The sequence below is a fragment of the Pseudanabaena sp. lw0831 genome (genome assembly GCF_016584665.1).
Lineage (GTDB): Bacteria > Cyanobacteriota > Cyanobacteriia > Pseudanabaenales > Pseudanabaenaceae > Pseudanabaena.
Genome location: NZ_BBJB01000056.1, coordinates 1 through 22427, shown reverse-complemented (window position 1 = coordinate 22427; position 22427 = coordinate 1). Strand labels below are relative to the sequence as shown.

The 22427-nt window shown below is 39.9% G+C and carries 17 protein-coding genes and 2 pseudogenes; 6 read left to right on the top strand and 13 right to left on the bottom strand.

Going from position 1 to position 22427, the window contains the following annotated elements; translation table 11 throughout:
• Positions 1–29 precede the first annotated feature (29 nt).
• The 8 genes and pseudogenes from APA_RS10355 to APA_RS10320 form a co-directional block, all read right to left on the bottom strand.
• A complete protein-coding gene (locus APA_RS10355) occupies positions 30–2267 on the bottom strand; it encodes a hypothetical protein (RefSeq protein ID WP_201322204.1) in 2238 nt (745 codons plus the stop codon).
• A complete protein-coding gene (locus APA_RS10350; RefSeq protein WP_201322203.1) occupies positions 2267–5737 on the bottom strand; it encodes a hypothetical protein in 3471 nt (1156 codons plus the stop codon). The genes APA_RS10355 and APA_RS10350 overlap by 1 nt, the downstream gene beginning before the upstream one ends.
• Before the next feature lie 167 nt (positions 5738–5904).
• A pseudogene (locus tag APA_RS25770) lies at positions 5905–6141 on the bottom strand (transposase); the annotation flags it as partial.
• A gap of 27 nt (positions 6142–6168) precedes the next feature.
• Positions 6169–6845: pseudogene (locus APA_RS10340) on the bottom strand (response regulator); the annotation flags it as partial.
• 70 nt (positions 6846–6915) lie between these two features.
• Positions 6916–7143: a response regulator gene (locus tag APA_RS10335; protein ID WP_201322202.1), complete on the bottom strand. Its 228-nt coding sequence runs from the start codon at positions 7141–7143 to the stop codon at positions 6916–6918.
• Between the two features lie 136 nt (positions 7144–7279).
• Positions 7280–7468 (bottom strand): hypothetical protein, encoded by a 189-nt coding sequence (locus APA_RS10330; RefSeq protein WP_201322201.1) that lies wholly within the window; start codon positions 7466–7468, stop codon positions 7280–7282.
• Between the two features lie 56 nt (positions 7469–7524).
• The gene (locus APA_RS10325; RefSeq protein ID WP_201322200.1) at positions 7525–9087 is read right to left on the bottom strand and encodes a pyruvate kinase; all 1563 of its coding nucleotides are present in this window, start codon (positions 9085–9087) and stop codon (positions 7525–7527) included.
• A 70-nt stretch (positions 9088–9157) separates the two neighbouring features.
• Positions 9158–10141: a CHAD domain-containing protein gene (locus APA_RS10320; RefSeq protein ID WP_201322199.1), complete on the bottom strand. Its 984-nt coding sequence runs from the start codon at positions 10139–10141 to the stop codon at positions 9158–9160.
• Positions 10142–10581: 440 nt separating this feature from the next.
• Between APA_RS10320 and APA_RS10315 the strand changes: the two genes are divergently transcribed.
• Entirely contained in the window at positions 10582–11421 is an 840-nt protein-coding gene (locus APA_RS10315; RefSeq protein WP_201322198.1) for a sigma-70 family RNA polymerase sigma factor, read from the top strand.
• 46 nt (positions 11422–11467) lie between these two features.
• On the opposite strand, the gene APA_RS10310 is transcribed toward APA_RS10315, so the two are convergent.
• Positions 11468–11950, bottom strand: coding sequence for an SRPBCC family protein (locus APA_RS10310; protein ID WP_201322197.1), 483 nt, complete (start codon positions 11948–11950; stop codon positions 11468–11470).
• 167 nt (positions 11951–12117) lie between these two features.
• Positions 12118–13596, bottom strand: coding sequence for a phosphoglucomutase/phosphomannomutase family protein (locus tag APA_RS10305; protein ID WP_201322196.1), 1479 nt, complete (start codon positions 13594–13596; stop codon positions 12118–12120).
• Positions 13597–13964: 368 nt separating this feature from the next.
• On the opposite strand from APA_RS10305, the gene APA_RS10300 reads away from it, so the two are divergent.
• Together APA_RS10300 and APA_RS10295 are read left to right on the top strand one after the other, a co-directional pair.
• On the top strand, positions 13965–14150 hold the full coding sequence (locus APA_RS10300) for a hypothetical protein (RefSeq protein WP_201322195.1): 186 nt from the start codon (positions 13965–13967) through the stop codon (positions 14148–14150).
• Between the two features lie 55 nt (positions 14151–14205).
• A complete protein-coding gene (locus APA_RS10295; RefSeq protein ID WP_201322194.1) occupies positions 14206–15885 on the top strand; it encodes a CocE/NonD family hydrolase in 1680 nt (559 codons plus the stop codon).
• A gap of 46 nt (positions 15886–15931) precedes the next feature.
• Here APA_RS10295 and APA_RS10290 read toward each other — a convergent pair whose 3' ends face one another.
• A complete protein-coding gene (locus tag APA_RS10290; RefSeq protein WP_201322287.1) occupies positions 15932–16306 on the bottom strand; it encodes a glutamyl-tRNA amidotransferase in 375 nt (124 codons plus the stop codon).
• A gap of 61 nt (positions 16307–16367) precedes the next feature.
• A complete protein-coding gene (gene dnaA, locus APA_RS10285) occupies positions 16368–17843 on the bottom strand; it encodes a chromosomal replication initiator protein DnaA (RefSeq protein ID WP_201322193.1) in 1476 nt (491 codons plus the stop codon).
• A 231-nt stretch (positions 17844–18074) separates the two neighbouring features.
• On the opposite strand from dnaA, the gene pdxA reads away from it, so the two are divergent.
• Entirely contained in the window at positions 18075–19157 is a 1083-nt protein-coding gene (pdxA, locus tag APA_RS10280; RefSeq protein ID WP_201322286.1) for a 4-hydroxythreonine-4-phosphate dehydrogenase PdxA, read from the top strand.
• A 60-nt stretch (positions 19158–19217) separates the two neighbouring features.
• Here pdxA and rplI read toward each other — a convergent pair whose 3' ends face one another.
• Entirely contained in the window at positions 19218–19679 is a 462-nt protein-coding gene (rplI, locus tag APA_RS10275; RefSeq protein WP_201322192.1) for a 50S ribosomal protein L9, read from the bottom strand.
• Between the two features lie 207 nt (positions 19680–19886).
• Between rplI and APA_RS10270 the strand changes: the two genes are divergently transcribed.
• Together APA_RS10270 and APA_RS10265 are read left to right on the top strand one after the other, a co-directional pair.
• Positions 19887–21017, top strand: a complete 1131-nt coding sequence (locus tag APA_RS10270; protein WP_201322191.1) for a FecR family protein — start codon at positions 19887–19889, stop codon at positions 21015–21017.
• Between the two features lie 298 nt (positions 21018–21315).
• The gene (locus tag APA_RS10265; RefSeq protein ID WP_201322190.1) at positions 21316–22419 is read left to right on the top strand and encodes a two-component regulator propeller domain-containing protein; all 1104 of its coding nucleotides are present in this window, start codon (positions 21316–21318) and stop codon (positions 22417–22419) included.
• Positions 22420–22427: the final 8 nt, after the last annotated feature.

Below are 22427 nucleotides of genomic sequence, written 5' to 3'. Positions count from 1 at the left end.
GCCCCTTGCCTAAATACTAAACTGAACACTTATTTCTTTTGTTTGTTCATTGCCATATATTCTCTAATGTACTTAAACGGAAAAGGAATAACTGTACTTTGACCAGTTCTTACAAAATCAACATCCATTGTGGGAAGTAGCTGTTGAAACACTAGTTTCGAGTCTTTATTGACTGAAACAATTTTACGTAAGTGACAAGAATCTTTTAGAGAAGATTGTATGCTTGCTTTACTACAGCCAACAAAGTAATAAGCTTCATTATCAGTCTCGCCAAAGTACTTAATATCAACTGTAGCGTCAAATATTTCTTCTTTACTTCGATTGTCTTTAGGAAAAATAAATCTAACTCCATACATTTCCCAGAAATAATCTCTGAGTTTTTCAGGATCTTTACCCTTTGCTGCTTTTCCAGATTTACTGAGGTGTTTACCAATCAATTTATAAAACTCATTTTTGTCTACTGTATTACTGCCAAATTCTTTAAGTTCATCTAGTAAGCTATTAAAACCTTGCTGTGAGGAAACAGAATATGTTTTTAAAAATTGTTGAACTATCTCCGAAAGAACATATCCTGTAGAAATTTCTTCTGGGAATAACACCTCTTTCTCTGAAAGAAGAGTATGTATTTTTTTTAAATCAGGCAAAGTAATTTCCTGCGTTGAAAAGATTTGGTTTATATCCCCTTCGTTAGAAATAACCAAACCTTCTAAGTTAGGTTTCTTTTTCCTTTTTTGGTTCACATCATCTTCATCATAAGTAGCCGATTCTTTTGTATCGGATTTCTTGTAAGACATATACTCTAAATATGCATCAAATTGAGAAATATTGAAGAGATCGCAATCCTGAGAACGCCTAGAAAAACTAAACTGACCATCGTGAAGAATTTCCATAAAGATAACATTCTCTTCATCTTCATCCCAAGCCGCAAAAGTCCAAGTACCAGATAAACCTAAATTAGACCATTTAAACAAACTAAATTTAAGGTCACTGATATCTTTTTTAATTAACAGTTCTTTAACACTTGTTTCTAAAATATTCTTAATATTTTTATTTTGAAGTTTTAAAGATTCAATAGTAATGTTCTGCCTATAAATACTTAGATCTAGATCTGAGTATTTATACTCTTCTTCCATATTATTCTTTGTGTAGTAAGACTTTTCATGGATTATTCTTATATTCAGTTTGTTAGGCTTATCTTCATTCCCAATGGTAATTATCTCAGATGGTAAACGATACTCTTTCATGATAATTTCTTTTGAATTATCAATTATAGCCCTAGATTCCTCACTACCAACCTTGTCTACAATGTGAATCTTCTGATCAGCTAATATAAGGTTCATCTGTGTAGGATCTTTGATTAGCGAATTTTTAAGCTCACAGTAATCAACAGCATCTCGTCCTAACAAGTCAATAGAAATATATTCGGACAAATCTTTTTGGGCTAGATTAAAAATATTATGGAAGATACCCGCTCGACTTTTATTAAAAGCCTCGACACTACCAAATTCGAGAAATGGCAATGATGCCTTTTCATTAGTTTTGCCACACTCAACATAAGTCGAATTAATATCAAGTTCGCCATCACTTGGAAGATGTCTTCTGAAAGTGGAAGTAGAAGTAGTTCCTTCTAATCTATAATAAGGCTTTTTTAGAGCTTTCTCTAATTGATCTTTTCGTTTGGGATCTTTTATCTTTGCCAACTCAATCTTTATATCTGATAACAAGCGATATCGCACAATACTAACATTTAGAAACCAATCTTCATCTTTCGCATCTATTTTTATTTTTGCTATATCTAAATGTCCTTTTCTATGTGGACTTTGAAACACTACAAAAAGTGAACCTGTAAGATTACAAAATTGATACTTTTCGTATCGAGATTTAGATGATGCAAGATAGTTAAATAAAATCTGTACTAACCAAGCACCTCGAATATAACCATCAGTGCGCTCTTTATTGTCTACAGGTATTACTTTTGTTATAGCAGTATCATCATCAAATAGTTTGGAGTCTCTAGCCTTTGATATTAATGTATAAATATCTACGGGCTTTTTATTTGTAATTTTTTTGAACATTGCATAGGCATATTTGTTATCTATAAATAGAGTTGCTACAGCCATGAATTCTTTTCCAAAAAGAGAGTCAAGTTGTGAAGCTCCTACCCACTTATTCTCTTTTGTTTTTCTACTGAGTCTGATGAAGATAAAATCGCGTTCGATAGCTTCAATGTTAAATAGAATTTGCAAACGGTTGGTAATAGTAATCATTAATTTATTTCTCCTAAAATGAAGTTAATTGCTTCTTTGTCGATGCTATTATCTCTATACAAATACGGGATCTCAATGATTGATATATCCTTTTGGATTTTCACTTTAAATGGTTGATCCTTTGGAGCAAGAATATTAATAATCATAATTTTATTCGCTTTAATCTTCTCCATTTTATTGCGAATCTTACTTATTTCATCTTCAGCATCTCGTATAAATGCCCCACTCCAAAACTTAAAATCTATATATACATTTTTTTCGGTTTTAAAGTCAAAGACTTCAAACTCATTAACATCTAGCTCAATTAAAGGTATATTTAACTCATCAAAGACATGTTTGCCACAAACTTCTCCTAATGCTCCTTTATAAATATCATTGAACATTGGAGGCGTAAGCATATACTTAGAAGGCAAAAATGATGTTGCCCATCCATTCTTAATAAACAATTTATAGAAGGAATCTATTTTCATTAATTCCGACAGACGAACAGTAGTCTCATCCAGCAGAGTAAAATCTGTATTAGAGAAAGAGATTTCCACATTACTATCACTCGGTCTATTAAAGTAATAGAAATTATTTGGTATAGGAAGTTGTAAATAAAGAGGTTTCCAACGATCAATCAATTGAGAATCATCAATAACTGTTGGCTGCCTTAAAACTTGTTGACGTATTTCTAGCCATTCTTCTTTACTATCTTCAGACCAAGAACCATATAAAAGCCTTTGATTTATGTAACTAGCAGTTTTACAACTTACATGCGAAGCTTTGTTTTCCAAATCTATCCAGTTATTATGTGAATCGGGAATATCACTGTTTAAAGATGCTGCGCTGACAAGAGCATTATATTCATGTATTAAGATCATGTTTTTTGGCAAAGATACATTATTAAGATGTTCTTTAATCGTAATATCAGCCAAAATGTGAATTTTATCCGCCTTCATATTGGTTCGACAAATTCTACCAATCGCCTGAATAATAAATTTATTTAGCAAACTAGAGTAGGCATTGGTCTTATACAAATATCTTTTAGAGTAATTATTTGATGGTTCTTTTAAAAATATTCTAAAAGCTCTTGTAAGTTCACTTTTGAACTCTTTAGGAGAAATGTCTCCTGCTTCTCGTAAGAATTCTAATTGAAATATATATTTTATGAGATCAGATTCTGAAACACTACCATAATTTAAAGCAACCATTAGGTGAGTGGGCTTATCTAAATATATGGCATTAATATCCATATACTCATCTTTATCTCGATTATTGGTATGTATTGGTTGAATATTTTGCGGGATTTTAAATTGCAAGTTCTGCCCCGACCCCACTGTTTGATAAGTAGAAATAATAAATCGACGCTTACCATTAGCTAAGTCATTTAATAATTTTTCTTTTTCCCTATCAAAATTCTCACTTGAGAGTATAACAATTACGTTCGAGATATCATCAACTATATCTGTAGATTCATCATCATCCAGTAAATCCTCAGCATATTCGATGATTTTATCCAAATCAAGTTGTGGATCTTTTCTTTTAGGTAATTTATTTAATAAGCACAAAAATCCATGACAGTCATGATTATCTAAAAAATATTTCCATGCCGTCAAAATTTTGGCATAACGACCAAAGACAAACTCAATGGAATTATCTCCATCTTCCTTATTTCCTATCTCAAATTTTAATTTTCCATATATATCATTAACTATTGCTTGGTCATCAAAAACTCGTTCCAAATTTACTTTAGATTCTTCAAGGGATTTGCCACCAATAAAACCAGCTTTAATAGTTAGACGATTATATCCATTCGTACTTTCTTCATAAGCTTTTTGAAGGCTTGCAATCTCATTATTCTGCAATTCAAAAAATAATTCATTCAACGAGCTTTTTAAATATTCAATATCATAATTGCCAATATTTGAATTTATATTAGCTGTTGCCGAAATACCTACAACCATAGCTTTTTTGCAAATATCAACTAAAAATGATTCAGGAGTTTGATCGAATTCGATCATTTGAATCTTTGATAAAGTATCATGATCTTCTTTATCAATAATGCTGAAATAAGAAAATCCACTCTCATAAAATGGAGATAGTTTCTTAAGATCTTTTTGAGGTGATTTATATACGACCTCTCCAGTAACAATTTTATTAGCCAATAAATCTATGTCTTTGTCATCAACATTGAAATGATGAAGTAAGGATTTAACGGCAAACTCGAATGCAAAAAGCTCTTTATCTAGTTTGCCCTCATCTTTTAAATGTTTATAATTTTGAGACAAATAGCTAATCCCTTTTTGAAAATAGGTTAAAAAGCTACTAAGCTCAATAAGTAAGGAGCGTATATCGATGAAGGTATTATCAGCAGAATTCGTAATGTCATTATCACAAGTACGAATCCAATTTATATTCCCCTGAGTATCTGTAACAACAACAATTTTCTTCTTTGCATCTAAGATGCTATAAAATTTATAGTCATAAAATAAAAAGTTCCTTTTTCTGTTGAACTCTTCTCCATCAGATTTACATTTGTGTTGCAGGTCATATTTTTTAAAAATATTTTGAGATTTTGTTCTCAATGTTTGAAGTAATTCATCAGGTGGTATCCATTTTTTACCAGAGGATTCTTTAATCCACCAATCAGATTTTTTAGTGATATTTTTAGGGTCTTGTATCTGGGTTAAGTGGTTATGAATATCAACAAAAAAATCAATAAGATCGATACGATTCTTAATCCCTGATTCGATAATGTTTTGTAGAATAGTTTCTTTAGTGCTATCGAACTCATCAATAAAGATTAAAGATCCTTTTTTGAGATGTTCTTTAAATGAATAAGATGCTTCGATTAAAGTCGAATTTTTAACAATAAATTTGTTGATGCTAAGAAATATCACTGTTTTTTCATCAGTAAATATGGCTGGATAAAGCTTTCCAATCCACTGATATTCTCGATCTTCTTTGATAGCTCGTAAACGCGATGGTTTATCTTTGAAATTTTTTTTATCTCTTAGTTCTTGTTCAATCAATCTACGAAATTCTGGTTCTAGCTCGCTCTCTATTTTGAGATTTGCATAATCCACAACCTCTTTGTCCATATTTTTTGCTAGCTTCAAACATTTAACTAGCTCTTTATACTGAGGTGTTTGTGTATACCTCTTTGGGATGTCATCCTCTATTGATAATAGATTTGCTTTAATAGTGTTAACGTTACTATCGATGAATAAAACATGCTTTTTAAACTCTTCTTGAAGATTATCCCCATCAAAACGCTTTTGCAAATCTCTCCAAGGCAAGTTTTTCTTGAGATTAGTAACAAAGAAAATTTTTCTGCCTTGTCTAGCAAAATCACGGTAATTCTTATAGATAAAGTCTAAAACACTATGGGTTTTGCCAAACCCCGTAGGCATACTGAGCAAAAATAGACCTTGATGACTTTGGGTACAGTATGTATCTAAAATCTGGCTAATTAACTGCTTTTCCATATCTTCCCCCAAATATTGAGTAAAAACATTTATATAGTATAGCTGATTTTTCTAAATTTTAATAGATAAATCTGTGATTAAAATATGAGCATACACCTAAAAGGCAGATATCAATTTTTTAAAATAAAATAAATATGTTACGTTGCTTATAGCTGCCGCCAAGTGTATTAGGACGCAGAAGCCGAAAGAACAGACTCCATCGCATCACGTAAATTATCAGAAATGTGTAAAAGTTTGCGAATTCGAGACTTTAACCAAGCCCAACATTTTTCAATGCGCTTGAGTTCAGGGGAATAAGCAGGGAGATAGACTAATTTACATCCAGCCGATTCAATTAATTCACGAATTCTTCCACCATGATGAAAGGTAGCATTATCGATAATTACCGACTCATTAGGTTGGAGTTTCCCATCCGCTTGCAGCGAGATAATTCAATTTACGGAACCTAAAAATTGCTGAATTAACAGGTTAAGTTGTCGAAGCTTGACAGGTTTAGCCACATATGAATTGGCTCCTGCCGCTAGACATCTTTCACGATCGCCTTCCATCGCTAGAGCAGTTAGGGCAATGATGGGAGTATTAATCAAGTTAAGATCGAGGCGAATTTGCTTAGTTGCCTCGATACCATCCATGCCTGGCATTTGAATATCCATGAGGATGATATCTGGGGAATTTGCTTTCGCCATGGCAACAGCGTCTTCTCCATTTTTGGCGACGATGATACGGTAATTGACGGCGATCAGATAGGAGGTGAAGGTTTGAATATTTGCTTCGTTATCTTCGGCGAGTAACATAAGTGGCGCGATCGCATTTTCAGGATTTACAGCTAGTTGCAGTGAATTTGTGACGGTTGGTTCAGATTCTGAAGCGCTAGACTGAGACAGATCGTAGGGTAGCGTAACTGTGAAGCGGCTGCCTTTGCCAATTTCACTCTCAGCCGTAACTTGACCGCCATGCAATTCGACAATCTAATCTGCTTGACCAGAGCAAGTCCTAAGCCAGTGCCTTCGTACTGACGGTTGAGTGCGCTATCTACTTGTACAAAGGGCTGAAAGAGTCGTTGTAAATCATTGAGAGCAATGCCAATGCCAGTATCTACTACTAGAAATACGATCATCGGCGAATTCATGTCTCTAAGTCGTTGGGAAATTGTCGCTTCTCCTTGCCATGTATCGCCGCTACCGACAGCAATCGGGCAAATTCAGATCGATCAACACAATGTCAGGCTGCTGAGATCGCCACAATTCTAGCCCTTCTTCTAACGTTTCTGATTCGATAATGCGATAGGTATTTTCTGAGTCTGATTGCAGATAACGAGAATAAGTGGCGCGATCGCTTTTTGAATTATCGACTATCAACAGGGTTATATTAGACTGCAAGAGTTGATCAGCCGCCAGAAGATTCATGTTTATTTCATTATTGCCGACTCATGTTCCTTCATTATCCTATAAAAATTTTTATATCTCAACATCTCATAAAAATTTTACGTCTCAATTTAAACTTGAGACCCCATTTGTAATAGCCATAGCCAATTACTAGGATTTATTTATCCGAATGGGTGGGATAAATCGCCTTAACATGAACTTTTTGATGTTCTTTGTCTGCATCAACCACAATCCAATTAAGCGGCTTTCCATACTTAATCAATTCATTCTGAATCGCTTGATTTAGGGATGATACTGTGTAGTGATTTTGAAGATCGACTTCGACATTGATTAATTTTGTAGTCATAAGAAATTACTCAAAAGCTAGGTGGATTAAAGAAAATCGATGCAATTGCTGGTCATTTACCAAGAATGTAATGCTCGTAACTGGGGCGTTTTTTTCGACTGGTGGGCTTCCATCCGAGTTAGGACATCATCGAGAATAGTGATTGCTTCGGCAATAAAGGGACCTTTATTTAACATCACACACTCAGCGCGTTCAGCCATAGCCGCGTCGGTCATCTCTCCGCGTGAAGGCGCTCCATCTTTGACCAAACTTTCTAACACTTGCGTAGCCCAGATCACGGGTACATGAGCTGCTTCACAAATCCAGAGAATTTCTTCTTGAATCTCCGTCAATCTTTGATATCCAATTTCAACAGCTAAGTCGCCTCTAGCGATCATCACACCAAATGATTGTTTACTTGCTGCATGGATGATTAATTCTGGAAGATTGGAAACCGCGATCGCCGTTTCAATCTTTGCGACGATCGCGGGGCTAGATCTTCCATTTAAACGAAGACTTAACTCTTGTTGAAGTAAATCAATGTCAGCAGGTTGCTGCACAAAAGAGTAACCGATAATATCTGCGTGACTGGCGACAAAGTCTAAATCGCTTAAATCTTTTGCCGTAAGAGGGCTGAGCGATAAAATGGTTTTGGGAAAGTTCAATCCTTTTTCGGGACGAAGTTTGACTCCTTTGGGGCTAGCATGGGTTACTTGAAGCAATAGCCCTAATTGCCCATCTGGCAATCGATATTGAGTGTCAACCACACGAGTACGAATTTTGCCATCATCAATATATACGGGTGCATCAACTACTAATAAATCGAGGATTTCGGGAACCGTACAGCAAATTTGGAAATTGTCCACAGGTGATGCGATCGCCTCGCCTGTTTCTAATTTACTGTCAGATTTAGGTACACACCGCGAGAGCAAGATGCGATCGCCTCGAAATACCCGCTTTCTATCGGATGGCTTAAGGACTTCTCCCGTGCGGATCTTGGGACCAGCTAAATCCATCATCACTTTACAAGAGGTTCCATTCTCTCGCTCTGCTCGACGAACATGAGCGATCATGCATTCCCATATTTCTGGATTGTCATGGGCGCAGTTAATTCGCACAGAGTTTGCACCCCGTCGGATAATTTCGCGTACTAACTCATAGTCAGTAGCAGCTTCCGTGGGCAATGTAACCATAATTCTGACCCGCCGATGGGGACTGGCTATCCCAAATAATTCCTTGGTATGCTGGAGAAGCAAACGATTGCCTTCAAAAAAGGATTCTAGTGGTTGGCGGTGAAAATTCTCCGTAGAGTAGTTGCCACACATTACTTCTAGCGCCGCAATCACAGCATCAAGATTGGGTAATACCCTTGCTTCAATCCTTCCTAACGAAGACAATCCCCAAGGCATTAATGCGGATTGGAGTTCGCGGAGGTCATACTGACGTAATGCAAGGTATTGAGCTAGATTCAAGGCACTTGGAAGAAATTCAGCCCGATGAATGCCCGATTGCCATTTGTTAAAGGTAATGGCTCCTTCGCTTTCAACTTTCTGGCGTAGTGCTTGAAGAGTCGATAACAGGACATGGGGACTTGATAAAAACTGCGGATCGATACTAACTGGTGAAGTTTGGCTAATCATATATCAAAGGTTCCTAAATCTATATATTCGCAGGATAGTTCCGAATGATTTAATGTCTCTGATGCGCTAGTTATGCATGTGCAATATCTATCGGTGTTGAGAGTAGCGATCGCAATGATTGGCGAAATTTTAAGGAGAGGTAATGCTGCTGGATCGGCTGCCAACTTTGCCAAAATGTGATTTGTTCCTGCTGCATTGTCTGGTTTACAGTGGGTAGCACCTTTGCCAAATCTGCATTCAATGTCGATTCTAAAAACTGACGCAAGACTTCGCGATCGTGAAGTTGCCCCAAAATTTCTTGGATCGTCTTAAACTCCTCAATTCTCTCAAGGTATGAATCCTCATAAAAGCCTGAAAAGAACTCTGCTTGGTAGCGAATACCTTTCATTTGTTTCCGTAGGTCATGGAGATCATTGACGAATTTCTCTAGGTGTTGATGCAACTCCTCAGAATTTTCAATGGAAATCACTGTGACTTTTTCTGACTGAATAGTTGTTCCTCCCAGCCACCCTTGGTGGAGAAAAAGTTGACAGATTAATGGAAGTAGCAAGTCGGGCAAAACTTCTCGAACTGACAAATCGCCGATCATTGTATATCTGGGTCGATCTAGCCAAGATTGGATACCCTGCTTTAAGTCGTAATAGCGATCGCCATTCAGAGTCTTCTGTAAATCGAGAAAGCTGCGATCGCGTTTTTTTTGCAAACGCTTCAAAACTTTCTCAAACTTCAGTAGTTCTGTATTGTCCAACAAAGGCTGGTAGCGGCTGATCAGTTCTTGTTGAAGTACATCTAAATCGCGGGTTTCTCCTAAACTTTTAGCGATTTTTCCGATGGATGGATTGCTCACTGCTTTTGGTAAGGCGATCGCAGAGCCAAATACTTGAATAGCTGTTCTCAAACGGCGCATCCCAACTCGCATCTGATGCAAAGGTTCAGGATCTTTATCTTCAAAGATGGCTTTTTCTTGTTCGACAATCCTCTGAAAGTTTTGTTGAATGATTTGATAACTGTACTCACCTAGCTTAATCGATAAATCTAATGGCTGGGGCTTCATACAAATTCACCTTGCATTATTAGTTCATTGAGACTCAAAGTTAATTTTGAACTTTAATCTCAACGCTCCTATTATCTCACTTTCTAGCCTTTCTGCTCTCTAACAACATATTTATAAACCTATGGAGATTGGCTGAACGGCAAGCTAAATATGATTAGGTTTTATTTGCAAAAAATTAAGGATATTGTACGGGCGTATTATGGATGCCATGAAGCTTAAATCGTGAAAATAAAGATTGTAACCAGTCAGATCGGCACTGGACAGCCTCTTTATTTGTAACACCTAACAACCTGTTAGGTGTTAGCTATTTTTTGCCCTTAATAATCCCTAACAGTCTGCAAGGTGACTGATCGCCCCTGTAACAACTAATCTAAGTACATCAAACAAGTAGCTTTCTTAAATGACTTGATCAATGGGCTTGATTAGTTCAGGGCAAAACTATGACTATCGCAACATTCGCCGTCAACTCCAATATTTCTGAGCACTCTGGCAACACCTATACTCACAAAGTACGTGAGTTTTCGGCTGAAGATAAAACTACCTCCCTCGAACTACTCAAGCAATATCGCAAAGCACCATCAACATATCTACGCGATCGCCTTGTTCGTTTAAATATCGGACTCGTCAAAAAAGAAGTGCATTTTTGGGCTGATCGCCACTCTGAGCTATATGACGATTTATTACAGGTGGGGGCGCTTGGTTTAATCGGAGCTGTCGATCGCTTTGAACTAAATCGTGGTTATGCATTTAGTTCTTTTGCTGTCCGCTATATTCGTGGTGAAATCCAGCATTATTTACGCGATAAAAGTTCTTCAGTCCGCATTCCTCGCCGTTGGATGGATTTGCAGCAGCAATCAGTGCGGGTGATGCAAAAGTTACGCAATACTTTGCAAAGAGAACCTTCGGCGCAAGAAGTTGCGAATGCTCTAGGAGTCACCCTGATCGAATGGCAAGAAGTAAAACTCGCCTGTCAAAATCGCGCTCCTTTAAGTCTTGATGCACCTATTCGTGCTGAAGAGGAAGATGCTGCGTCCATTGGCGATCTAGTTGCTGACCCTAAAAGCAATATGCAGTTACAGCAGGATGAGAAGTTCCGGTTGCAACAGGCTTTAGCAGTTTTAGAGCAACGCACTAGAGAGATTGTTGAGTTTGTATTTATTGAAGATCTCCCTCAAAGAGAAGTCGCCAAAATGTTAGGAGTAAGTGCAGTCACAATTTCTCGCCAACTCAAAAAAGGCTTATCAACTTTACGTTGTGTATTAGAAGCTGAAGCTTGTTAAATATTTTATTCTGTAACTACTATCATCACTGCCGCTTGATTGACGGTTATTCCCTGCGATTTTCAATATACTCCTTTAAATTTCTAAGACAAATATCTTGAGCTTGTTGAAATGAACGTCGCACCGCCAATCGAAAAATCATGTAAGCAAAAATATTGGGGATCTCAAAATCAAAACTCCAAGTAACTTTTGTTTCAGTATCTATCGTTTCATACAGCCATTGTCCAGAAGCAGTACGTACTAACCAAGAAAATGGTGGCTTAAACCCTTTGACTAACTCATATTGCTGCATTTTAGGTCGTTTTAGCGAGACAATAACTTCTTCAATAGATGAGCCATCGCTATTGTCAACAATGCGGATGCTTCCTTCGTGAAGGGGTAGTCCATCTATATTTTTTGCACTCACAATTGAAGGAATTCCTTGATAACCAGTGAAGAACTTTGGCAGATTCTGGCTATCTGTTGACACATCAAAAACGGTTTCAATCCGTGCTTTTACGATAACTTGTGACTTAGTCTGGATCTGCATAATGAACCCTCGGGTAGAGAAATGTAGTAATCCATTGTTAAGTAGAGTACAAAAAATAGCAAAAGTAAAGTATGGGTTTTAATTTGCCTCTACTTCACCATGCTATGACAATTTTCAGTTGAGTGTAACAAAAAAAGAAGGGGCAATTCATGAATTGCCCCTTCTTTTTAATTGAATTGCTCAGCCCAATTGGAAATCCAGTTGAGAGTTTTATGTACAAGTTCAGGCGTTGATGCTTCGCAATAGAGACGTAGCAATGGCTCAGTGCCACTAAAGCGAATTAAGAGCCAACTTCCATCTGCTAAACGGAACTTAAATCCATCAGGAGATTTAGCGTCAATTACTTTCCGTCCAGCAATTTCCGTCAGTGAGAATTGCTGAAGCGTAGAGACTAGTTTCTCCCGCGCAGCCATGCCAGATAGCTTTTTATCAATGCGATCGTAATGGGAGACAAAATTAGTTTGCTTTTGTAAATCGCTGTACAGAACGCTCAAATCTTTATTTGATTGCGCGATCGCCTCTAGTACATACAAAGCCGACAGCAAAGCATCACGCTCAGGGATATGGTTGCCATAGCCGATCCCGCCCGACTCTTCGCCCCCCAATAGGCAAGGAATCCCAGAGAGCATTCTCTCGGCAATGTACTTGTAGCCAACAGGAGTTTCGTAAACAGGAAGATCGAAAAGGGCGGCGACTTTGGGCATTAAGTCAGATCCACTGATCGTTTTAATCAGTTCTCCTTTAAATCCGCGATGCTTAGCGAGATGTTCTAGCAAGATTGGAATCAGGATTTGGGAACTCAGGAAATTACCTTCGCTATCCACAGATGCAATGCGATCGGCATCACCATCAAACACAAATCCTACTAGAGTTTTTTCAGGATGGTCATGACGATAAGTTTTGACTTGACGGAATAGCTCGGCGATATAGCGAGGTAGTGGCTCAGGTGCACCTCCTCCAAAGAGAGGATCGGTATCGCTATTGATTTCAATAAGACTGGCTTGGGTTGTGGATGGCAATTCTAAAACTTTCGCCAAACCTCCTGCTGCGGTTCCATGCATCACGTCTGCAAAAATAGTTAACTTTCCCTGCGCGATCGCCTCTTTGATCGCCTCAATATTCACTTTGCCGCGCAAAGCTTGGCAATAACTTGTCCATGCATCAAAAGTTTCGATTTTGCCTTTTTTGAGGCTTTCGTAGACAAAATCACCACGTTCTAAAATTTCTTCAACTTTTGCAGTCACATCTGGAGATACAGAGCCACCAAATGCACCCTTAATTTTTAATCCCGAATAGTTCGCAGGGTTATGGCTAGCGGTAATTACCAATGCGCCCAAAGCTTTGCGATCGTAGGCTGCCCAGCTAAAAGCGGGTGTTGGCGCAAAGTCTTCAGCAAGTAAGACATCAAATCCGATCGCGGCTACGGCTTCTGCGGTGCGTTTGGCGAAAGCCTCGGACATGAAACGGCGATCGTATCCAACAATAATTGTGTTGCTGCCTGATTCACCAAAGGTTTCGCGAAGTATATGTGCTGCGATCGGTGCAACTGCTGCTAAGCGATCAAATGTAAAGTCATCGGCAATGATGCCTCTCCAACCGTCAGTCCCAAAGCGTATAGGGGGATGCAATGTGAATTTGCCGTGCATAAGCCTTTTAAAATTTCTTTTAGGTAAAGTTTATCGTGAATTCTCATTATGTAAATAAATTGATTTTGATGAAAGTCCGCCAAAGGCTGACTTTCATCAAAATCAATCTTGGGTTTTCACCACCACAGGTGGTGAAAACCCAAGATTGGTTTCATAATTTGAATTGATGGAATTAAACTCTCTGAATCAGTAATTCATAGCTTTTGAGTTAAAATAGCTATTTAGAAAAAGCAACACTTTGTGTCTCTTGATCCCAAGCCAAAACCCAAAAGAGAGTTGCGGCGCTCCGCGCCGCAACTCTCTTTTGGGTTTGATGACCTGACTTGATTTGCTATAGCTATACATAAATAACTTACAAAACCTGAGATATGTCTACTCCTGAAGCTCTAAAAGAAAGATTTGTGGCGATCGCTAGCAAGCGTGAATTATTGGTGCAATTGTCTCTCAAAGATAATTTGGGGAGCTTGAGCATAGATGTAATCCAAGCCCTAGAAGAACTTGACGATCTGCTGATTGAAATCAGAAAAATCTTCCCTGATTGGCAGCAGAATTAATAATATTTAGTAGCGCGGCGAAGCCGCGCTACTAAATTACTCCTAGAATATCTTGATGCCTCCTAAAATAACTGCATTCCATTCTCAAGTTAATGTCCAGCGCCAAGTCAAAATCCCCATGCGCGATCGCATTAATTTGACCGCTGATATTTATCGACCCAAAAATGTTGCTACGCCCTTGCCAGTACTATTGATGCGCTTACCCTATGGTAGGGCGATCTCATCTACCTGTACCTACGCTCATCCGAGTTGGTATGCCAGCCAAGGCTATATTGTGGTGATCCAAGATGTACGCGGTTGTGGTACTTCTGAAGGTGATTTCTATCCATTTCGCAATGAATATGATGATGGCTTCGACACAGTGGAATGGTGTGCAAAAGAACTAGAAAGCAGTAGCGGCAATGTGGGAATGTATGGATTTTCCTATCAAGGGGTGACCCAATTCCAAGCTGCTGTGCAACAGCCTCAAGGGCTAGTTACAATCTGTCCAAGTATGGCAACGGCGGATTTATATCACGGTTGGTTTTATTTTGGTGGTGCACTTTGTCTGGATTTTGACTTGGGTTGGGCTTTGCAATTGGCGCAAAACCGAGCATGGTATTTAAAACAAGAGCCTCAAGCCACGAACCTTTTTGATGCCCAAAAGCAGATGTCTAAATGGTTAGCTACTACGCCACTAAGTGAAATAGAAATATTTAAGAATGAATCTTTTGGTGATTTTGGTGAATTCTTTTTTGATTGGATTGGGAATCAGCAAGCTGATGATGAATATTGGCAAAAGCTAAATCCTCTGAGTTATTTCGATCGCTATGATTTACCTGCATTGCATATTGCTGGATGGGCAGATATTTTTATTGAGGCGACGATTAACACTTATCATCAAGCCAAAGCCGCAACGCAGAAGCCACAGCATTTAGTGGTTGCCCCATGGCAGCATCTGCCTTGGCTACCGAAAGTAGGCGAGATTGATTTTGGCGAAGCTGCTGTTTCTCATATCGATCAATTGCAAGTTGATTGGTTTGATTTTTGGTTAAAAGGAATTGAGAACGGAATCTGCGATCGCGCTCCTGTGCAGATGTTCTTGATGGGCAAAAATCACTGGCTATATTTGCCAGAATTCCCAAAAGATACTCATACAAAAAAACTCTATCTCTCTACTCAAAAACAACTAAGCGACCAATCACCAATCATCAATCACCAATTACCCGATATCTACGTCTACGATCCCCGTAATCCTAACTCTGCTACACCCTACGGATTCTACGACCAGTGTAATGTGCATCATCGTTGGGATGTATTGATTTATGAGAGTGCCAAACTGGATGAAGATCTTGCGATCGCAGGTATTCCCGAATTTATTCTCTATGCTGCTACCACGGCTCCTGATACTGATTGGGTAATTAAGCTCTTAGATATTTATCCTGATGGTAAGCAAATGCTGGTGTCGATGGGTGTTTTACGAGCTAAGTTCCGTAAATCATGGACCGAGCCTGAATGGATTGAATCTGATGTGGTGAATGAATATCGCATTAAATTACGTCCAACCTGTCAAAATTTTGCCCAAGGTCATCGGATTGGTGTAGCGATCGCTAGTTCAGCTTTTCCTGCGATCGATCGACATTCTAATACGCAGAAATCTCCATCAGAGGCTACGGTCAGTGATTTGGTGGAAGCCACACAACAAATTTTTTATGGTGCTGAGTATCCTTCCCATTTACAATTACCAATCAAATAAAAATGTAGGAGCAATTCATGAATTGCTCCTACATTTTTTGGGTTTTTTAGCGCTTTGCGGTGTATGCTCGCCAGCCACCATAGGATGTAATTTCTTTTTGACCTTCACATAAAAATAGTTCACCTAGAACGCCTAAAACTTCTTGTCCATCGGACAAAACAATTTTGCCAATACATAGACCAGCAGGCTCAGACAATAAAATTTTCCCTAGAGCATCAAAAGTAACTGACCAAATTTCTAGGGCGATCGCTTGTCCATTTTCGCTAACTCGTAACATTGCAGGATGGCGATCGCTGATCGTCCAAAGCCGATAAATTGGCGCAGTTACATCTTCTCTCACAAAGATTGCCCCAACTTTCTGCAAGTTGTCATTTAACTCTAGCCCTCGCATTAAAGTCCCATTAACAGCAAAATCAATCATATGCATAGTTTTTTAGATGTGGTAAGGGTGGGCGGTGCGCCGCCCACCCTTACCTATTTTGTTAGTTTTTAGTTTGAGCGACGAGATAGATGCGATCGCTTAGCTGCCTCAATAACTGCGCGATATCACCATCAGTTGATTGTAGTTGCGCCACTTTCTCACAGCTATACATCACGGTTGTATGGTCTTTACCGCCAACGGCTTCACCGATTTTAGGCAAGCTGAGATTTGTATGTTGACGCATAAGATACATCACATACTGACGGGCTTGGCTGATTTCTCGCCGCCGCGAATTTCCTAATAGATCTGCTAGATCGATATTTAGCATTTCCGTAACTACGCTCAAAACCATCTCAGCGGATACTTCCACAGGTTCTTTAGGAGGATTGAGAACGGGTGCAACATTTTCTACCGTCATCGGTAGTCCTGAAATGGAAATATAGGCAACAGTTCGTACTAACGCTCCTTCCAATTCGCGAATGTTAGAAGTGTAACTCGCAGCGATGTAATGGAGGACATCGGGGGGGATTTTGAGATTGTCGTATTCCGCTTTCTTTTGCAAGATTGCCATGCGCGTCTCTAGATCGGGAACTTGGATATCCGCAATCAATCCCATGGAGAACCTCGAACAAAGCCGCTCTTGTAAACGAGGAATCTGAGCAGGTGGGCGATCGCTTGCAATTACGATTTGTTTACCAGTTTCGTAGAGCGTATTAAAGGTATGGAAAAATTCTTCTTGAGTGTATTCCTTCCCCTCGATAAATTGAATATCATCGACAATCAGCATATCGATCTCGCGATATAGCTCCCGAAATCTCTGCATACTATCTTTACGAATTGCCGTGATCAGATCGTTGGTGAACTGCTCTGTCGATACATAGGCAATTCTAGCTTTCGGTTCGATTTCTAGACGGTAATGGGCGATCGCTTGCATCAGATGAGTTTTGCCTAAGCCCACACCACCGCATAAAAACAAAGGGTTAAACTCGCGTCCAGGCGACTCGGACACCGCCAGCGCCGCCGCATGAGCCATGCGATTGGTAGAGCCAACTACAAAACGATTGAAATTGTACTTAGAATTGAGATTACTAGGACGGGGCGCATTGCTATGGGTTTCGGACTGGGGATTGCTGGGAGCATTGTTGAGCGTGGTGGGAATGGCTGCTGCCATGGCATGTACTGCTTCTGCCGCGATCGCTGTTTCTAGCATCCCATCTTGACTAATCTCAACACCGTCGAGATTTAGATTTAGTTCAGGTTGACCAGTGGGAGGTTCACTACTTGGAGCCGCCTCAATATGAATTTCCACGGGATAACCGAGGATCTCCGTTACAGCATCTGTAATATTTTGAACATAATATTTATGCAGCCAATTTTTTGCAAAAATTGAGGGCGTGCGAATAGTCAAGCGATCAGCCGTAAGCTCATCAGCCACAACTGTTTTAATCCATCCTTCATAGGTTGGACGGCTAAGTTGGCTTTCAAGCAGTTCGAGAACTTGATTCCAGAGAGTTTCTAAGGAAATATCAACAGACATCGTTGGTTTTAGTCAAGAGGGCTAACAGCGAATCACGATCTTATCGCGTGTATTAAAATTTTGGAGAATTACTTAAGTACTTGTGCAAAATAAATTACCCCAACCCATCAAGTTGCGCCCAGCAGGAGCGCAACTTGACAAACCCAAAATCATAAATTTGCGCCCCTGCGGGGGCGCGAATTTATGATTTTGGGTTTGCAATTAATTATGTACATCTACTCAACTAACTTAATGAATATTCTGCGGCATCCCCACACAAGCTCTAACTCAAAATCTCAGTCAAACTCTAGAGCGCGAATAGCTCTCACTATAGGCGATCCAGCAGGAATTGGTACAGAAATTATTTTAAAATCTCTTGCCGATCGCACCTTACTAGCTCTAGATGCTGAGGTTACCGTGTTTGGAGATCATCGCTATCTCAGAGACACCTATGATTTGTTAAGAAATCATGGCAACCTACTGATTACCGATCCCGATCGCCTAGAGATTGTTGATATCCGCACCGATGATGAGATTTCATTGGGGATCGGCAATCGGGCTAGTGGGGCAGCTAGTTTCGCTTATCTAGAAGCCGCGATCGCCGCAACTCTATCAGGAGAATTTGATGCGATCGTCACCGCCCCGATCGCAAAGTCAGCATGGAAACAAGCGGGACATGACTACGCAGGACAAACTGAGTTACTTGCCGAGCGTAGCCAAGTTGATGATTTTGGCATGTTATTTGTGGGCAAATCGCCTCATACAGACTGGGTCTTACGGACTTTGCTAGCGACGGTGCATATTCCTTTGAGCGAAGTGACAACGCAACTTACACCAGAGTTGATCGAGCAAAAATTAGAGTTGTTATGCCGATCACTGTTACAAGATTTTGGAATTATAAATCCGCGTATTGCCATATCGGGAATCAATCCCCATAGTGGCGAACAGGGGCAATTGGGGCGTGAAGAGCGTGACTGGTTACAGCCTTTAATTGAGCGTTATCGTCAGCAGCATCCCAACGTGAAACTCACGAATCCGATTCCACCTGACACCATGTGGATCAATCCTGCAAGAGCTTGGAGCGATCGCGATCGGGTTCAGCTTGGACATGATGCTTATCTTGCCATGTATCACGATCAAGGTTTAATTCCCGTCAAGCTTTTAGCTTTTGATCGTGCTGTGAATACGACGATTGGATTGCCATTCGTGAGGACATCGCCCGATCACGGTACTGCCTTTGATATTGCAGGAAAGGGTATTGCCGATCCTGCCAGCATGATTGAGGCGATCGCCTTAGCAGTTGAACTGACAAAAATACGTAATGGCAATTCATGAATTGCCATTACGTACGATCAAAAAAATAGGCAGCGCATTGCGCCGCCTATTTTTTTGTGATTATTCAGCAACAACTTGGATTTTGATGGTTGCGGTGACTTCAGCATGAAGCTTGATCGAAACATCAAAAGTACCTGTTTGATTAATTTCAGGAATCGTGATGTCGCGGTGATCGATTTCTAACATCGACTTCGCTGTAATCAACTGAGCAACTTCGCGATCGGTCACAGTACCGAAAATTGCATTACCTTCGCCAACTTTTTTCTTGATAATAAAGCCGCCAATGGTCGAGAGTGCAGTCTTACGGCTTTCTGCTTCTTGGCGAATCGCAATCAAACGTTGACGCTCAACTTCTTTGCGTCTTTCAACTTCTCTAACAACACCTGTGGTGGCCCGAATAGCCATACCTTGAGGTATGAGGAAATTTTGGGCATAACCAGGCGCTACAGATACTAAGTCGCCGAGTTTACCTAATTTTGTAACATTTTTGGTCAGCATGACCTGCAAATTACTCTTTGCCATGTGCTTTTGACTCTTACTCGTTTTAAAGATAGATCTACGTAAACTGCGCTTACAGAACAGTTTACGTAGATATTAATTAGAATTACTGATAGCTATGGTCAAACAACGAAGTTAGAACTAATATAGATACATTAGAATTTACGGTTTTAACCAGACTTTCTAGTATAGCGAAAAAACTGGCTTTGTAGACTCTACAAAAAATTTACGATGCAGCGTTGGCAGTTATCTAAAATCTCTGGGCAAATTTTGCCACTTCTGTTCCTATCTCTAGCAGCCATAGGGCTGCCTAGTTGTACAGGTAATCAGCCTCCTAAACCGTTTAGTTCTGAGGCTTTACCAACAGAAGCGATCGCCGAAATTAGTGAAATCCGCAGCTATCCTGTGCGTGTTAAGTATATCAATGCCACATCCGCCAGACCTGCGACCATTGGTGTACCACTTAAAGTCAATGAAAGTGTTAGCACCGAGGACTCCTCAACTGCTCAAGTGACATTACGCAGTGGTGCGATTATCAGAATTGGTGGAAAATCAACCTTAACCCTTAAGCCGCAAAACCAAGTTGAATTTACTTCTGGACGCTTAGTAGCTTGGGCTGCTAAAGATCTCAAATCTCCAGCCCAAGTCAAAACACCCTTTGGCGAAATTTCGAGTAATGATGGCACTGTATATCTAGAAATTCCCGAAAAGGCTTCCGAAGAGCGTCGAGTGATTGCTCTCGATGGCACAGTTACGGTTTTGCTAAAAAGCACATCAGAGATCGTCACCATTGGCAAAGGGGAAGAAATTAGAATCAAAGCTGATGGCAAAGCTTCTGCGCCAAAACGCCTTGACAAAGAAAGTATTGATAAGCGAATTGCCAATAACACACTAATTTTTGGATTTAGCTCTCAGTTAGCAAGCTTGCCTCAAATCAACTCTGAATTTGGGGTAACAGGATCGTTTAAAGAAGCGAAGACAATCGAGTTTCGCCGTTCTGACTTGCCAAAGACTGCTGAAAACAATAATCGGAATAAAGTTACTTATACTTCAGGCACAGCAAATAGCGATCGCAATGATCGACGAGATGATCCGCCTGATAATAAGCAAAGAGACCAAACAGCCGCTAAGAATGAGCCTCCAGCCACTCCAGAAGTAAAACCAACCACTACATCTCCTACTAACAATCCGACAGAGCCAGTCAGGACAAATGAGCCTACTCCTACTCCTGTAACCACCAATACCGTGGCAACACCGATAGAGCCTCCTCCATCACAGCCTATTCCTCTAGAGCCACCACCGCAGCCAGTTCAACCTGAAATACCTGCCCCTGTCCCCGTAGCTCCATCACCAAAACCATAAACTAAGGGCGGCGCGTTGCGCCGCTTATAAAACCCAAAATAGAAAGACGGCGTGAAGCGCCGTCTTTCTATTTTGGGTTTTATAGTCTAGACAAATCTGTATTGCTATATGCAGCGCAAAGAGCTGTAATACCAATCCTCGAAAGTGTCGCTACTTTTGGGGATTGAAAATCAAATCCAGTAAGGGTTTTAAAAACACAAAATGGCTACACCATTTTGTGTTTTGGTATAAGTCTAAAATTGATGTGGCGATCGCAATCTCTTGTGTTAACATCTGACCCTTAAAAGAGGACATTAAGATGTTGACAACGCAAAATATATCTGAGGCGATCTCGAAAAATTTCTCTAAAGCTTTCTCTAAAATTTTCCCAAAAGCACTATTAGCAATAACAGTTAACTTAGCTAGTCTATGCGCCGTGAACTATGGAGTCATTAATAACGCATCTGCGATTAGTCCTGACAGCCACAACCTTGTCACACCAAAAAATATTCGTCTTGCCCGTAATCCATCATCAAGCCTAGATAGTCGAATTAGCTCAACCCTCGTAGATGAACAGGGCCGGCTATGGATCGGAACTTGGCAAGGTTTAATGCAAATCGATCAAAGGTCTGGAAAAGCGATCGCCTCCATATCTTTACCAAATTCTACTGTCACCGCCTTATTAGAAGATCGTCGCGGTTATTTTTGGGTTGGCACAACTTCGGGATTGTACCAAATCGATCCTGACTCAGGCAAAATTGAAAATATCGCAATCCAATTATCTTCAAGTCGGATTCTGAGTTTAGCTATGGATCGGGCTGGCTTTATTTGGGTAGGCACTGATCAAGGTATTACTCGAATTAGTCCCTACAATGCTGAGACATATGCCAGACTTCCAGATATTCCTGGCACAGCCGCGAATGTGATGCAGATTGATAATGCTGGCAATATTTGGGTTGGTACATTAAATGGCTTGTTTAAGATTAATCCGGGGACAGCCAAAATCACCGCAAGGATTCCCTATGTATCAGGTCAAATTGTCCAAGCGATCGCGGTGGAGCCATCGGGCAAGATTTGGGCAGGCACGCCCCGTAATGTAATTGAAATTAATCCGAATACCAATAAAGCGATCGCGCGGATTAATTCTGTGACTGGGCGCGATATTGTGGCTCTGGCGAGTGATAAAAATGGCGAGTTGTGGATCGGGATGAGAGATGGTTTAGTACTGGCTAATACCTACAATGGCGCAATTACATCATCAATCTATAATTTGCCCAGTAGTTCAGTCATCAATTTACTTGTTCACAATCAACAGATCTGGGTTGGCACTGAGGATGGCTTAGGCAAGATCAACAGTAATCTTAAACAATCAGAAATACCAACTGCGACTGCTACAGTCGTCTATAAAATGCTTAGAAAGTAAAAAGGGGG

Bases quoted from the DNA above. Each gene is read 5' to 3' on its own strand.
- APA_RS10355 (WP_201322204.1), bottom strand. From the start codon at position 2,267: ATGATTACTATTACCAACCGTTTGCAAATTCTATTTAACATTGAAGCT.
- APA_RS10350 (WP_201322203.1), bottom strand. From the start codon at position 5,737: ATGGAAAAGCAGTTAATTAGCCAGATTTTAGATACATACTGTACCCAA.
- APA_RS10335 (WP_201322202.1), bottom strand. From the start codon at position 7,143: ATGAATCTTCTGGCGGCTGATCAACTCTTGCAGTCTAATATAACCCTG.
- APA_RS10330 (WP_201322201.1), bottom strand. From the start codon at position 7,468: ATGACTACAAAATTAATCAATGTCGAAGTCGATCTTCAAAATCACTAC.
- APA_RS10325 (WP_201322200.1), bottom strand. From the start codon at position 9,087: ATGATTAGCCAAACTTCACCAGTTAGTATCGATCCGCAGTTTTTATCA.
- APA_RS10320 (WP_201322199.1), bottom strand. From the start codon at position 10,141: ATGAAGCCCCAGCCATTAGATTTATCGATTAAGCTAGGTGAGTACAGT.
- APA_RS10315 (WP_201322198.1), top strand. From the start codon at position 10,582: ATGACTATCGCAACATTCGCCGTCAACTCCAATATTTCTGAGCACTCT.
- APA_RS10310 (WP_201322197.1), bottom strand. From the start codon at position 11,950: ATGCAGATCCAGACTAAGTCACAAGTTATCGTAAAAGCACGGATTGAA.
- APA_RS10305 (WP_201322196.1), bottom strand. From the start codon at position 13,596: ATGCACGGCAAATTCACATTGCATCCCCCTATACGCTTTGGGACTGAC.
- APA_RS10300 (WP_201322195.1), top strand. From the start codon at position 13,965: ATGTCTACTCCTGAAGCTCTAAAAGAAAGATTTGTGGCGATCGCTAGC.
- APA_RS10295 (WP_201322194.1), top strand. From the start codon at position 14,206: ATGCCTCCTAAAATAACTGCATTCCATTCTCAAGTTAATGTCCAGCGC.
- APA_RS10290 (WP_201322287.1), bottom strand. From the start codon at position 16,306: ATGATTGATTTTGCTGTTAATGGGACTTTAATGCGAGGGCTAGAGTTA.
- dnaA (WP_201322193.1), bottom strand. From the start codon at position 17,843: ATGTCTGTTGATATTTCCTTAGAAACTCTCTGGAATCAAGTTCTCGAA.
- pdxA (WP_201322286.1), top strand. From the start codon at position 18,075: ATGAATATTCTGCGGCATCCCCACACAAGCTCTAACTCAAAATCTCAG.
- rplI (WP_201322192.1), bottom strand. From the start codon at position 19,679: ATGGCAAAGAGTAATTTGCAGGTCATGCTGACCAAAAATGTTACAAAA.
- APA_RS10270 (WP_201322191.1), top strand. From the start codon at position 19,887: ATGCAGCGTTGGCAGTTATCTAAAATCTCTGGGCAAATTTTGCCACTT.
- APA_RS10265 (WP_201322190.1), top strand. From the start codon at position 21,316: ATGTTGACAACGCAAAATATATCTGAGGCGATCTCGAAAAATTTCTCT.